Below are 14,392 nucleotides of genomic sequence, written 5' to 3'. Positions count from 1 at the left end.
ATCGTGTTATTTTTAGCCGTGTTGCAAAGTACAAAAAATCACTTGAAAATAAGTCGTTCATTGTCGCCAAACATTTCGTATCCTGACGTGATGATCTTTTCACCCGGTTGGAGTCCTTCCGTCACTTGATAATAACGGGGATTCTGTTTACCGATTTTTATTTTTCGTCGGAAAGCCTCTGTCCCGTCGGGCGACAACACGTATATCCATTGTCCCCCGGTGCTTTGGTAGAAAGTACCTCTGGGAATCAGTATCGATTCGTCCGCCGCGCCGAGTTGCAAGTTCAGATGGTATGTCTGTCCCGTCCGGATATTGGGAGGGACGGTAGTCGTGAACTCCAAGTCTGTCTTGAACTGCCCGTCCTTCACGTCGGGGTACACTTTGATCACCCCCATCTGGAAATCCTTACCTTGCCGCTCCAACGTGGCAGTCAGCCCCTTGCGTACCCGGTCGATATAATGTTCGTCGATTTGTGTCATCACCTTGTAATCGTTCAGCATGTTGATCTTCCCGATCTGGCTGCCGGCCCCCACCATCTGACCGATCTCCACGTTCAGGTCGCTCAACTGCCCGTCGATCGGGGCGCACACGTTAAGCCGGGCATAGCGTTCCTGCGTCAGTCGCAGGTTACGCCGGGCATTCTCCATTTTTTGCTTGAGCATAATGACCTGCGAGTGGCGGCGAATGGAATCTTTCGTTTGTTTTTCCGTGATCAGCTCCCGGTTGTGGATGGCGTACTCGTAATCTTCTTTGGCCACGAGGTACTCTTCCTTGGCGATCAAGTCTTCCTCGAAAAGTTGCTTGTTTTGCAAGTATTTTCGTTTCTTCCTTTCCACGTCAAGCTCCAGCGTCAACCGCTCCTGTTGCAGGTTCAGCTCTTCCCGTTCCAAGTCCAGCAAGCTATTCTGCACGGAGTTCTCTTCCTCGGCGAACCGATCCTTGCTATTCAGTATCTCCGTTTCCAGATTCTTGCTTTCGAGCCGGATAATGACCTCTCCCGCCTTCACCATTTCTCCCTCTTCCACGAGAATCTCTTTCACGTTTCCCCCTTCTTGCACGGTTAACTGCGAGAATGTCAACGGTTCCACGTTCCCCATGATCCGGATATAATCATGGAAAATCCCTTGGCTCACGTCCTCGATAGTTACTTTCTCCTTGTCCACCCGCAAAGCCGATTCGTGATTCCCGAACACGGCCCACCCGGCAAACCAAAGAATAAATATTCCCCCGATGAGGTAAGGTATGTGTTTTCTCTTAATTCCTCTTTTTTGTTCTATTAGTCGATCCACGATGTTATTTTAGATTTTTAGATTTTAAATTTTAGATTGAACTCCTCCGTCAGCTTCGCTGCCACCTCCTCTATAAACAGAGGAGGAGCTGGTGACTCTTCCCGAAGACAGGGAGTATTTCAACTCTCCCTCTGTTTATAGAGGGAGCACCCCGAAGGGGGGAGGGAGTTCGTTTTTTCATTTTCAATTTTCAATTCTCAATTTTCAATTGTAACGGTTTTCCTTGATAAAAATCAATCATCCTCTTCTGCATCACGTAGTCCAAGCGGGCTCGCAGCACGTCGTACTTTGCTTCAAGGAGGCTGTTGGAGGTTGTGTTCAGGTCGATGATGGTGATCAGTCCTTGCTCGTAACGTTTGCGGGCGGCGTTGTAGGAGAGGGTGCTGAAATTCTCTCGCTGCACGGCAATCCGGTAGCGCTGGGTGCAGGACTTCAAATCCTGCAGGGCTTGTTGTATCTCGTTATATAATGCTCGTTCCGTCTGTTGGTATTGTATCTTCGATGATTGATAATTGTGTTTGGCTCTTTGGAGGCTGGAACGGCGGCTCAGACCGGAGTAGAAGGGAATACTCATGCCGATGCTGAACCCTTTCCCGATCTGGTTGCGGTCCGTGATTTGCGAGAAGAAATCACCCGAACGCTGGTCACTATAATTTCCGAAAGAGATACTTCCGCTAATACTGATCGAGGGATATAATCCGGCTCTTGCCGAGTACACGCCGAGCTGTGCGGAACGGATTTGATAAGCGGCCAATTTGATTTCCGGCAGCGTTTGGAGTGCTTGTGTGAAAACCTCTTTGGGCTTCAATTCGTGGAGTTCCGGGTGAACTTCGGAAACCGACCGGGCATCAATCTTTAATTCCTCTTCCGCGTTATAATTCATAATATATTTAAGATTAGCCTGTGCGTTGAGACAATTATTTTGTGCCGTGATCAGCCGGAACTCCACGGAGGCTTGCTGTGCCTGCATCTCGAAAAGATCGCTTTTCGGCTTTTTCCCTAACTCGTATTCCCGTTCGATCTTTTTGAGACGCAACCGGGAGTTTTCCACCTGTTCCTGCGTGATCCGAACCTCTTCCTCTGCATACAATAACGTGAAGAAAGCGTTCATCACCTGTATGGCGATCTGGTTGGCTTGGTTCTCGGTTTCTTCCCATCCCATCAGGCGGCTTAACTTGGCAGCTCGCAGGCGATTGATATTGCTGAATCCGGCAAACACGGTCAGGCTACTGCCCACGCCGAATCCCCCGACCGACATATAGCGGGTATTCGTGTACGTGTTGGTTTCCGGGTCAATCCCCCGACCGAAACTGTAACTGACGCCGGGAGAAATCCCGCTAACGGAGGGTAGGAGCGAGAGCGTGGCATCCCGCACGTCCAGTTTATCGTTTTTATTTTGTAGCTCCCGTTGTTGCATGGAAAGACTTTTCTCCACGCCGTAATCAATACACTCCTGAAGACTCCATTCCCGGTTTTGCCCGTTGACAAGCAAACCGGATGTTAAAATGCTCAATAGAATGGAATATTGCTTTAATATCATCATTTTTTGTTTTATCTTGCATCTAGAGGAACGAATGTCGTGCCAAAGTCGGAAAGTGTTTGTTTCCAGCGGTATAGAGGAAAATAGGGAAGAATGGGATGTCAAAAAATAAGACACGATTGTCTAATTATTTGACACGTGGTATAAAGTATATTTTGGTAATGTGTTGATAATTAGTGCAAAATACCTTTTGGCATGATAATGGTACGTTCAACGTGAAGTTTTACTCGTAAATAGATTGAATCATGATAAGAATTGAGCATTTAAGTAAAGTATTTCGCACCGAAGAGGTCGAAACAACAGCGTTGAACGATGTGTCCCTTCACGTGAAACAGGGAGAATTTGTGGCCATTATGGGACCTTCCGGTTGTGGTAAGTCAACCTTATTAAACATCATCGGTTTGTTGGATAACCCGACATCCGGGAATTATTATTTCAACGGACAGGAAGTCGGGCATTTAAAAGAGAAACAGCGGACGCAGGTTCGCAAGGGGAACATCGGTTTCGTGTTCCAGAGTTTTAACCTGATTGACGAGTTGAATGTCTATGAGAACGTGGAATTACCCTTGATCTACCTGAAGAAAAAGGCGTCGGAGAAAAAAGAACTGGTCACGTCGATTCTCGACCGGATGAACATTAGTCACCGGGTTAAGCACTTCCCGCAGCAACTTTCCGGGGGACAACAACAGCGGGTTGCCATTGCCCGTGCCGTCGTGGCAGGGCCCAAGCTGATCCTTGCTGACGAGCCGACCGGAAACCTCGATTCTAAAAACGGGGCAGAAGTCATGAATCTATTGACCGAGCTGAACCAAGAGGGAACCACTATTGTCATGGTGACCCACTCCCAGCATGACGCCTCGTATGCCCACCGGGTGGTTCATCTCTTTGACGGGCAAATCGTGACCGAGTTGGAAAACCGGGAAATCCTCTGATTTAAAATAGAACGATTGTCAACCGGAAAATTTTGGACGAGACGGGAAGAATTAAAAACCAAAAAATAACAACTTATGAAAGGTAAAAGCTTGCTCTTCGGATTGTGCTTGTGTCTCTGGACATCGTTGGGATGGGGACAACGAATGATTGAAGTCCCGTGGTACGAGACCACCAACACGTATATGTTTGATATTATAAAAATGGAACTGACCGATGAGGCGACAGTTATCACGGGACAAGTGAAGTATTTCCCTAACGAGTGGTTTCGGGTTGTGGGGCGCACGGTATTAAGAGGGGAAAGTGGTAAAGAGTACAAGCTCTTAAAAGCTGAGGGAATCAAGCTGAATGAACAGGTATTTTTACCAGAATCCGGACAGATGACTTTTCAGCTCTATTTCGAACCCGTGGATGTCGGGGAGAAAAAGGTGGATTACGTGGAGGGAAACCACGAAACGGACTGGCGGATTGGGGGTATCGTGTTGGATGAGAAACCGCAAAAGCTGGAAAAGGAGAGCGATTGCCTGATCCGGGGGAAGGTGCTGGGACACCCATCGAGCTATCGGTTGGTGCTGATGGGCTATTATGACGATAATCGGATTCAGGAACCATACGCCATTATACCTGTTCGAAACGGGAAGTTCGAATACGTGTGCCAATTAGGAGAGAGCAAAATGTACTGGTTGGTGTTTACTGATGAATTGGTAAAATCAGCCTTTCGTCCGGTGTGTTTTTTTATTGAACCGGGGGAAGTCGAGATCACGATTCAGCCGGAAGATGCCTATACGGATTCGGAAATTCGTGGAGGAGAAGTCAATGAGCAGTATAGGAGTTATCTACGATTGAAAGAAGATAAATTCAATTTCAAAGCGTTGTATAGCGCATTCGATTCGTTGCATAATCAGAATCTTAGTTTCACTCCTGAGGCGCAGAAATTGAGTGAATTAATGTCCGAAAATTTCAAAAACAGGCAGAAACATGATAGCCTGTATGCCGCTTTTCTGCAATTAGAAAAGGATGGCAAAATGTACACCCCTCAAATGATGGCGTTAAATGAGAAAAAGAGAGAGTTGAGTAAAAAGGAACAAAAATGGAAAGAGGACTATATTGGAGAGCATCCGTCACTGGCAACTTATTTTCTGTTAATGGATGATTTGAGGAATCTGATGACTTATCGGTTGCACGGTTTCCCCGAAGAACTTGAAGTCCTGTCTTTTAAAGACTTGCCGCATCTGGAAAATATGTATTATACCATCTATAAACCCATGTTTCCCAAACATTCATACACGGAGTTAATCGCTACCATGCTCCAGTCATTAAAACAGATCGAAATGGGTGGACATTACATCGACTTCACCGCTCCGGACTTCGAGGGGAATCCCGTGACTTTATCCGAGCAGATAAAAGGAAAGGTGGCTTTGATTGACCTGTGGGCCTCTTGGTGCGGCCCGTGCCGACGGTCGGCGAAAAGCATGATTCCCGTGTATGAAAAATACAAATCCAAAGGTTTCACGATCGTCGGGGTTGCCCGAGAAAAGACGGTGAAGACGGCGAAAGCTGCGGCCCTTCAAGATGGCTACCCGTGGTTGAACCTCGTGGAACTCAACGATGCCGGGAACATTTGGTTTAAATATTGTGTCGGTAATTCCGGAGGGGGAACTTTTTTGGTGGACCGGGACGGCAAAATTTTAGCCATCGGTCCGTCACCTGAAGAAGTGGAGCGTATTTTAGAAAAAATGTTGGAGTAGAAAAACAAGATATATGGCGAAACAGGGAACCATACTGGTCGTGGACGATAACAAGGCCGTACTGAACGCTTTGGAGATGCTGTTGGCAGGAGTGTTCCGGGAGGTAATTACGATCAGAACCCCGAACCAAATCGAGGCAATCCTTGAATCCGGTCGGGTGGACGTGGTATTGTTAGATATGAATTTCTCGGCGGGAATCAATACCGGGAACGAGGGACTTTACTGGTTGTCGAGAATCAAGGGGTATGCCGCAGAAATCCCCGTGGTCCTGTTCACGGCTTACGCGGACATTGATCTGGCGGTGCGAGCCGTGAAGGAAGGAGCGACAGACTTTGTTGTCAAGCCGTGGGATAATGCCAAGCTCGTGGCAACCCTGTTGGCAGCGTATCGTCTGCATGAATCCCGACGAGAGGTGAAACAACTGAAAGCAAAAGAAGAAGTGTTGAAAGGGCAGCTTTCCCCCGAACGAACCGTCGTGTGGGGAGAGTCGGATGCCATGCGCCGGGTACGTCAATTGATTGAAAAAGTGGCGGTCACCGATGCGAACGTGCTGATTACTGGGGAAAACGGCACGGGAAAAGAGATCGTGGCAAGGGAAATTCACGCCTTGTCGGGGCGGAAAGGGGAGGTGATGATTTCGGTGGATATGGGAGCAATCACGGAAACCCTTTTCGAAAGTGAGTTGTTCGGTCACGTGAAAGGGGCTTTCACCGATGCACGGGAAGACCGTGTCGGGAAATTCGAGGCGGCAAACAAGGGTACGTTATTTCTGGATGAAATCGGAAACTTGTCATACGCCCTGCAATCCAAACTACTGGCAACCCTGCAAAGCCGGAAAGTGATCCGCGTGGGATCGAATAAACCGATCGACGTCAACATCCGTCTGATCTGTGCCACGAATAGCGACTTACCCCGGATGGTCAAAGAAGGTTCTTTCCGGGAAGATTTACTTTATCGCATCAACACGATCCACGTGGAAGTCCCCCCGTTACGGGAAAGAGGGAATGATATTCTGTTACTGGCAGAGGCCTTTTTACAGGATTACGGCAGGAAATACCGGAAACCCGATTTATCCTTCTCCAGTGAGACCCGGCGACGGTTGTTAGGATATTCATGGCCGGGAAACGTGCGGGAATTACAGCACACCGTGGAAAAAGCCGTGATCATGTGCGATCGGCAGGTACTCACCCCCGAAGATTTCCTGTTCAAAAGCGAGCCGGGCGAGATAGCTCCCTTGGAAACCCTTGAAGATATGGAACGGGAGATGATCCGCAAGGCTTTGGTCCGGCACGAGGGCAATTTGTCGGCTGTCGCATCCCGGCTGGGAATCACCCGGCAAACCCTGTATAACAAGATGAAAAAATTCAATCTGTAAGAATAAGATATGGTAAGAAACATCACCTCGCGGGTATTGGCGTATTTGTTACTTCTGATCGTTCTGGTCGTGGCGACCTGTTATTTTTTGTCGGAAGATGAGTATATTCCGGGTGTCGCCACGGCAATACTCGCCGTGGGGTGTTGTTTCCGTGTCGTGTGGAACGTCCGGTCCGTGAACCGGAAACTGGCTTACTTCTTTCAAGCTTTGGAGAACGATGATTATTCCATTCATTTCCCGGAACACGGTGGTAGCCATTCCGAGCGTTTTCTGAACGGGGTGCTGAACCGGATCAAGGATATTTTGCAGAACACCCGCTTGGAGATACAGCAACGGGAGCAATTTTACGAGTTGATCATAAACAGCGTGAGTTCCGGTATCGTGGCATTGGATGAACGGGGATTCGTGACGCAGAATAATCAAGTCGCCTTAAAATTGCTAGGCTTGGAGATATTTACACACGTCAACCAGTTGGAACGAGTGTCCCCGGCCTTAAAATTGCTGGTGACGGAAATCCGTCCCGGAGAGAGTCGGCGGGTGACTTTCACAAACGAGCGGGGTTCCGTACAATTATTGGTCAGTGCCTCTCGCATCCTGTTAAGAGACAAGCCCATCACCCTGTTAGTCATGAATGACATCGAGAATGAACTCGACGAGAAGGAAATTGATTCTTGGGTACGTCTGATCCGGGTGTTATCGCACGAGATCATGAACTCGATCGCCCCGGTAACCTCTTTGAGCGACACGTTACTTTCCATGCACTCTGACCCGGAAATCACTCCCGATGACTTGAAACGTAACACAGAAAACGGGTTGAAGGTGATTAGTGAAACGGGCAAAGGGTTGATCTCTTTCGTGGAATCCTATCGTAAGTTTACCCGTATTCCTCGGCCTGAACGGGAATTGATCAACTTGAACGAATTTATCCAACGGGCGGTGATCCTGAGTAGTACGGAACCGAATTTCCCGGAAGTCACGATCGACATTTGCATTGAGCCGGAAGACTTGAAAGTGTTTGCCGATCCGAACCTCATGGGACAAGTCCTTTTGAACTTGATGAAAAATGCGTTTTACGCTTTGCGGGGTAGGGAAGATGCCCACATCACCCTCTCGGCTGAGCACGGGCCGACGGGAAAGGTGCTGATCCGGGTGCGGGACAACGGTCCCGGTATTCCTCCCGAAATCATGAACGAGATATTCGTCCCCTTCTTTACCACGAAAGAAGAGGGTTCGGGCATCGGGCTAAGTGTCTCCCGCCAGATCATGCGAATGCACGGCGGTAATCTAAAAGCTTCATCCATAGAAGGTAAAGAGACGGTTTTCACGATTATTATCTGATGTCTATCCTTTGAAACCGTTTGAAAATTAGTGTAATTCTATTGATTTACACGGAGTAAATGTATGATCGGAAACGGATTCCGGTCTACATGGAATGTCCAGTAAATTTCAGTGCCTTTTCCTACTCGTGTAATCTGAATATGTAATATTTTAAATGAAGATTTATTATATTTTTAATATAGCATCTCCTATTCAACTCCCATTCAACTCCTATTCAACGCTTATTAAATTGAAAATTAAATAGGTTATTATTAATAATTGCAAATGCTCTTTATTGTTTAAAATACCTTATAATTATATTTAATGATACGTATAAATATAGGAAATCCTCACCTTATCGTGGGGATTTCCTATACTTCTGTTTTCATGACGGGAAGGGGCTGCCTAAAAAGTCATTTTTCAAACTCCCTCCCCCCTTCGGGGTACTCCCTCTATAAACAGAGGGAGAGTTGAAATACTACCTGTTTTCGGTAAGAATCACCAGCTCCTCCTCTGTTTATGAGGCCACTGAAAAAGTCCCTCTTTTTGAGGTAATATTTTGATTTTACTTACAGTTTGAAACTAGAAAGAGAATTTAATACCTATATAAGACTATATTTTGTTAAATATTCGCCAAAAACTGGTTGTATATCTCTAGCTAACTTACAAATTGTAAGTGTTAAAACGTTTTTCAGTGGCCTCGTTTATAGAGGAGGTGGCACGAAGTGACGGAGGAGTTCTTGAAGATAAAATGACTTTTTGGACAACTCCTATTCAATCTCGCTAAGTTCCAGCCAGCGCATTTCCTTTTCGTCCAACAAATCAATGATCTCGGCAATTCGCTGGGAAGATTTCACCAGTTCGTCCGTATCCAGTGTCCCGGAGTTCAGGGCTGTTTCCAACTCTGTTTTTTCCGAGTTTAGTTTTTCCATGTCGGATTCCAGTTGCTGCATTTCCTGCCTTTCCTTGAAAGTCAGTTTACGGACTTTTTCCTTTTCTCTCACGGGTTTGGGTGCGACAGGGATTTTCTTCTCTTCCTGTTTGCGCAGTAGTTCCTCTTCTTCTTTTTTGTTCTTATACTGGGTGTAATTACCGGGGAAGTCTTTCACCACGCCGTCTCCCTCGAAAGCGAACACCCGATCCACCACTTTGTCTGTGAAGAAACGGTCGTGCGACACGATGATCAGGCAACCTTGGAAAGATTTCAGATAATCTTCCAACACGTTCAGCGTCATGATGTCGAGATCGTTCGTTGGCTCGTCGAGAATCAAGAAGTTGGGGTTGCTCATGAGGACGGTCAGCAGGTAAAGCCTCCGGCGTTCACCCCCGCTAAGTTTTGCCACGAGGGAATATTGCAGCTTGTCCGGGAAAAGAAAATATTCAAGAAATTGCGAGGCCGACATCACCCGTCCGTTACCGAGGTCGATTTTCTCGGAAATGTTTTTCACGATGTCTATGGGGCGATCGTCTTCCTTGAAACTGATCCCGTCTTGTTTGTAATAACCGTAAACCACGGTTTCACCAATTTCGATGGTTCCGCTGTCCGGCTCGATCTGGCGGGTGATGATATTGAGAAAGGTCGATTTCCCGACCCCGTTTTTCCCGATGATCCCGATCTTTTCCCCCCGTACGAATTTGTAGGAGAAATCCCGTAACACGCGGAAATCCCCGTAACTCTTGTTCACGTGTTCCAGTTCGAGAATCTTCTTACCGAGGCGTTGTCCTTTTATATCGAGTTCCAGTTGTTGCTCCGTCGTGTTTTGAGAGGCGACTTCTTTTATTTTATAGAAATTGTCGATCCGGTATTTCGCCTTATGCCCGCGGGCCTGCGGCATCCGGCGCATCCATTCCTGTTCCGTGCGTAGCAGGTTCTTGGCTTTGTCGATCGAGGCATTGCGGGCCTCAATCCGTTCGTCTCTCTTTTCAAGATAGTAGGAGTAGTTTCCTTCGTAGGCGAATAAACCGAAATCGTCGATCTCGATGATCTTGTCGCATACCCGATCCAGAAAATAACGGTCGTGAGTCACCATGAGTAGCGTGGCATTCGTTTTTTCGAGGTACTCTTCCAGCCATTCAGTCATCTCCACGTCCAAATGGTTCGTCGGCTCGTCAAGGATCAGGAAATCGGGGTTACTGATCAATATTTTGGCCAGCCCGACACGTTTGCGCTGTCCCCCGGATAGCTCCTTGATCCGTTGGCTATACTTGTCAACCTTGAGTTCCGACAGAATTTGTTTCACTTGCGTGTCGTAGTCCCACGCGGCGAGAGCGTCCATTTGCGGGATGAGTTCTTCGAGAGCCGACGCATCGTTGTCCTTCACGGCTTGCTCGTATGTTTTGATTAATTTCAAGGTCGGGTTCTCCGAGTTGAACACTTCTTCAAACACGTAATTTTCCGGGTTGAGTTCCGGGTCTTGGTCCAAAATACCGATTGAAATGTCGTTACGGAAGATCACGGAACCCGTGTCCGCGGAGTCTTTGCCCGCAATGATACGTAACAGGGTGGATTTTCCCATCCCGTTCTTGGCAATTAAAGCTACCTTTTGATTTTTGCCGATTCCAAAAGTTATATTTTCAAACAGGAGTTGTTCCCCGAAACGTTTACTGAGATTTTCGACTTGTAAAAAACTAATCATGGAGTAATTTATGATTTTAGATTTATGATCTGATTAATTTATGATTTTAGATCCTATCGATTAAGTGATTTAATGATTTTCGATTAGGTGATTTTAATCACTCAATCATCGAATCGGCAATCACGGAATCTTTTTCATTCTAAACTTTAAACTCTAAACTTCTTTTAAATCATGGAATTTAAAAAGGTTTTCCGTTTCCCTTCCTCGAAACGTTCGATGGCGTACCGTAACATGGTGCGGGGCATTTCCTTGTAGCGAGGGGTGAGATAATCGATTAAAAGTTGTTCGTCCTCTTTGCCGATCTCACGGAGAATCCAGCCCACGGCTTTGTGGATCAGATCGTGAGGGTGGTGCTGGAGAAGGTCGGCAATCGCGAGAGCATCCTTGAATTCACCTTGTTTCACGAAGTGCATACAGGAGATCATGGCGATACGCTGTTTCCAGAGGTGATTCTCTTTTGCCCAGTCATAAAGGAGTTGTTTGTCCTTGTCGAAAAGCCAATGCCCCAAAATCTTGTAACAGCTAAGGTCAACGAGATCCCAGTTGTTGATGGCGTCCACCTGACTTACGTAGAAATTCACGCAAGTCTCTCTGGACGCGTGGTCTTTGAGTTTGGCGTAACGATAGGTTAATGCTAGGAGGGCCGTCAGGCGATACTCGTGGTACGGAGAGGCGAGTAGTTCCCGGAACGTGTCGAAGTCCGCGTCAAAATGTTTTTTGGCAACGATACGCAAATTCGGAACGACCACCCCGATAAATTGATCCCCTTCACCGTATTCCCCTTTACCCGTTTTGAAGAAACGGGGCAGGAAAGCCGCTTTCGATTCGTCCCGGTATGTATTTATTTCATTTATAATTTCTTTCGTTGAATTTTTCATCTTTCCCTCAGTTCTTTAGTTCCCGGTGTAAAGGTAATTATTGTTAGTAAAAAAGTAGGCGTTGTTATTAAAAAATTGAATAAAAATGGGGGACGTATTCTTTTTAATTGTATTTTTACCACATAATCGAAAAACGTGGATTTATGTCAAAAATTATAGCTATCGCGAACCAAAAGGGGGGTGTTGGAAAGACAACGACGTCTGTAAACTTGGCGGCTAGTTTGGCTGTACTGGAACAGAAAGTGTTGTTGGTTGATGCTGATCCTCAAGGGAACGCGACAACGGGAGTGGGATATGATTTAAAGGAATTGAAGGCGACTATCTACGAATGTCTGGTGGACGGGTTGGAGCCGAAAGAGGCGATCCTGAAGACGGATATTGAGAATTTGTTTTTGTTGCCTTCCAATATAGATTTGGTGGGAGCCGAGTTGGAGATGTTGAATTTCGAGGAGAAAGAGAGTGTAATGGCAAAAGTGTTGGCAAAGGTGAAAGATGACTACGATTATATTTTAATCGATTGTTCGCCTTCATTGGGTTTGTTGACCGTGAATTCATTGGCCGCGGCCAATTCGGTGATGATCCCCGTGCAATGCCAGTATTTTGCATTGGAGGGATTGGGTAAGTTATTAAATACGATCAAGATTATCCAGAAACGTCTGAACACGGCTCTGGAAATTGAAGGATTCGTGCTGACCATGTATGACGGGCGTGTCCGTCTGTCGAACCAAGTGGTAGCCGAGGTGCGGAAACATTTCGAGGAGATGGTTTTCGACACGTTGATTCAACAGAACGTGAAATTGGCAGAGGCCCCGAGTTACGGACAACCGGTTATCCTCTACGATGCCGAGTGTCGCGGTTCCGTGAATTATTTGAGTTTGGCAAACGAATTGCTGGAGAAAAACAAAAAATAGTTTAGAATTTAGAAGATTCTGTGATTGCTGATTCAATGATTCAGTGATTAAAAATAGGTGGAAATAGAGCGGGAGGGAAGGAATCACTTAATCTGAAATCATTAAATCACTAAATTGATAGGATCTAAAATTAATAAGAGATGGCGAAAAAGAGTGCATTAGGTAAAGGATTGGGAGCGTTATTGTCGGATGCGGCAGAGGAGGCGAAGCCAAGGGGGACGGTTTCATCGGCGTTACAGGAAGAATTGAAATTGAGTGATATTCGCCCGAATCCGAACCAACCGAGAACCGTTTTCGATGAGGAGGCTTTGCAAGAGTTGGCTTCTTCGATCAAGGCTATCGGTATCGTGCAACCCATCACCGTGAGAGAAGTGGAAGACGGGAAGTACGAGATTGTTGCCGGGGAACGCCGGTTCCGGGCATCGAAGATGGCAGGGTTGGAAACTATTCCCGCTTATATCCGTAAGGTGGAAGAAGAATCCGTGCTTGAATTGGCATTGATTGAAAATATCCAGCGGGAGGATTTGAATGCTATCGAGATTGCGATTTCGTACGAGCGTTTGATTGACGAGTGCAACTTGACACAGGATGCGTTGAGCGAACGGGTAGGTAAAAAGCGAACGACGATTTCGAATTATTTGCGTTTGTTGAAGTTGCCCGCCCCGATACAGTTGGCAATCAAGGAACGGAAAATCAGCATGGGGCATGCCCGTGCTATTATTAATATAGAAGATCCGGAAACCCAGTACATGGTTTTCGAACAGATCATGAAATACGATTTTTCCGTGCGAAAAGTCGAGGAAATCGTTCGGGAGCTGATGAAACCGGAAGAGGAAAAAGAGAGAAAAGCCGAGAGGAAACGTCAACCTATCGAGGATTACATGGAGTTACAAACTCATCTGGCTCGTTATTTTGACACGAAGGTTGACCTGAAACGGAACGAGAAGGGAAGAGGGAAGATCGTGATTTCTTTTAAATCGGATAGCGATCTGGAGCGAATTGTTGAGTTATTGGATAAGGTGGATAAGAAATAAACTTTGTAGTGAGAAGTATTTTAGTGAAAATAGTTTTGATTATCCCGGTTTTGCTTATTTGTACGGGAGTAACGGCGTCGGAGTATCGTTCGGATTTCCCTGTATTCTTGCAAGACACGATTATTCACACGGATTCCTTGACGTTCACGGGAAAAGAGGAAGTGTTGAAAAGTAAAGCGAGAAAAAGAGATAATGGTAAACCCCATTCCCCGCATCGGGCAACGATCATGGCGATGGTATTACCGGGTTCCGGACAGATTTATAACCGTCAATGGTGGAAGTTACCGATCTTGTACGGGGGTATTGGGGCTACCGTGTACGGGTTGTCGTGGAACATGAAGTATTACAAGAAATACCGTACGGCATTCGTGGATTACACGGCTTATTTGAACGCTTTGGAGGCTGATCCGGAAACGCCTTACCCGGCTAATTCCAGTTGGGATAAATTGATGTTACCGGGTAAAACGGCTGAAAAATTTCAGCCGGAGATGCGAAAGCGTTTACAGGAGCAGTTAAAAACAAAGAAAGATAATTATAAACGGAATCGGGACTTATTGTATATCGTATCGGGTGCAATATACGCGATACAAATTATTGATGCTACGGTATTTGCCCATTTTTATGATTTCGAGATTAACGACGATTTGTCGATGAATCTTCGTCCCTCAACTGGATTTTCTCCCGTCAGCGGGGGAACCGTGGGTTTGACATTAACTTTTAATTTTTAAAGGAAT

11 protein-coding genes are annotated in these 14,392 nt (G+C 46.4%); 7 read left to right on the top strand and 4 right to left on the bottom strand.

Features of this window, described 5'->3' with window-relative positions; all coding sequences use genetic code 11:
- Positions 1-38: 38 nt before the first annotated feature.
- Positions 39-1,289, bottom strand: coding sequence for an efflux RND transporter periplasmic adaptor subunit (locus tag QVC79_RS04980; RefSeq protein ID WP_270593437.1), 1,251 nt, complete (start codon positions 1,287-1,289; stop codon positions 39-41).
- Between the two features lie 190 nt (positions 1,290-1,479).
- Entirely contained in the window at positions 1,480-2,829 is a 1,350-nt protein-coding gene (locus QVC79_RS04975) for a TolC family protein (RefSeq protein WP_162613847.1), read from the bottom strand.
- Between the two features lie 245 nt (positions 2,830-3,074).
- On the opposite strand from QVC79_RS04975, the gene QVC79_RS04970 reads away from it, so the two are divergent.
- From QVC79_RS04970 to QVC79_RS04955, 4 genes are all read left to right on the top strand, one after another.
- The gene (locus tag QVC79_RS04970) at positions 3,075-3,761 is read left to right on the top strand and encodes an ABC transporter ATP-binding protein (RefSeq protein WP_087422109.1); all 687 of its coding nucleotides are present in this window, start codon (positions 3,075-3,077) and stop codon (positions 3,759-3,761) included.
- A 75-nt stretch (positions 3,762-3,836) separates the two neighbouring features.
- Positions 3,837-5,507, top strand: coding sequence for a TlpA disulfide reductase family protein (locus tag QVC79_RS04965; RefSeq protein ID WP_270593441.1), 1,671 nt, complete (start codon positions 3,837-3,839; stop codon positions 5,505-5,507).
- Between the two features lie 13 nt (positions 5,508-5,520).
- A complete protein-coding gene (locus QVC79_RS04960) occupies positions 5,521-6,882 on the top strand; it encodes a sigma-54-dependent transcriptional regulator (RefSeq protein WP_270593442.1) in 1,362 nt (453 codons plus the stop codon).
- 9 nt (positions 6,883-6,891) lie between these two features.
- The gene (locus tag QVC79_RS04955; RefSeq protein WP_270593443.1) at positions 6,892-8,220 is read left to right on the top strand and encodes a sensor histidine kinase; all 1,329 of its coding nucleotides are present in this window, start codon (positions 6,892-6,894) and stop codon (positions 8,218-8,220) included.
- 749 nt (positions 8,221-8,969) lie between these two features.
- Here QVC79_RS04955 and abc-f read toward each other — a convergent pair.
- Positions 8,970-10,835 (bottom strand): ribosomal protection-like ABC-F family protein, encoded by a 1,866-nt coding sequence (gene abc-f / locus QVC79_RS04950; protein ID WP_270593444.1) that lies wholly within the window; start codon positions 10,833-10,835, stop codon positions 8,970-8,972.
- Between the two features lie 164 nt (positions 10,836-10,999).
- Positions 11,000-11,713: a DNA alkylation repair protein gene (locus tag QVC79_RS04945; RefSeq protein WP_270593445.1), complete on the bottom strand. Its 714-nt coding sequence runs from the start codon at positions 11,711-11,713 to the stop codon at positions 11,000-11,002.
- 143 nt (positions 11,714-11,856) lie between these two features.
- Here QVC79_RS04945 and QVC79_RS04940 point away from each other — a divergent pair, with 143 nt between their 5' ends.
- From QVC79_RS04940 to QVC79_RS04930, 3 genes are all read left to right on the top strand, one after another.
- The gene (locus QVC79_RS04940; RefSeq protein WP_087422340.1) at positions 11,857-12,624 is read left to right on the top strand and encodes a ParA family protein; all 768 of its coding nucleotides are present in this window, start codon (positions 11,857-11,859) and stop codon (positions 12,622-12,624) included.
- A 140-nt stretch (positions 12,625-12,764) separates the two neighbouring features.
- The gene (locus tag QVC79_RS04935) at positions 12,765-13,658 is read left to right on the top strand and encodes a ParB/RepB/Spo0J family partition protein (RefSeq protein WP_270593446.1); all 894 of its coding nucleotides are present in this window, start codon (positions 12,765-12,767) and stop codon (positions 13,656-13,658) included.
- An 8-nt stretch (positions 13,659-13,666) separates the two neighbouring features.
- On the top strand, positions 13,667-14,386 hold the full coding sequence (locus QVC79_RS04930) for a DUF5683 domain-containing protein (RefSeq protein WP_229782874.1): 720 nt from the start codon (positions 13,667-13,669) through the stop codon (positions 14,384-14,386).
- Positions 14,387-14,392: the final 6 nt, after the last annotated feature.

The sequence above is a fragment of the Butyricimonas sp. genome (assembly GCF_019423355.1).
Lineage (GTDB): Bacteria > Bacteroidota > Bacteroidia > Bacteroidales > Marinifilaceae > Butyricimonas > Butyricimonas faecihominis.
Note: the sequence above shows the minus strand (reverse complement) of the source record. Positions and strands in the feature narration are given on the sequence as shown.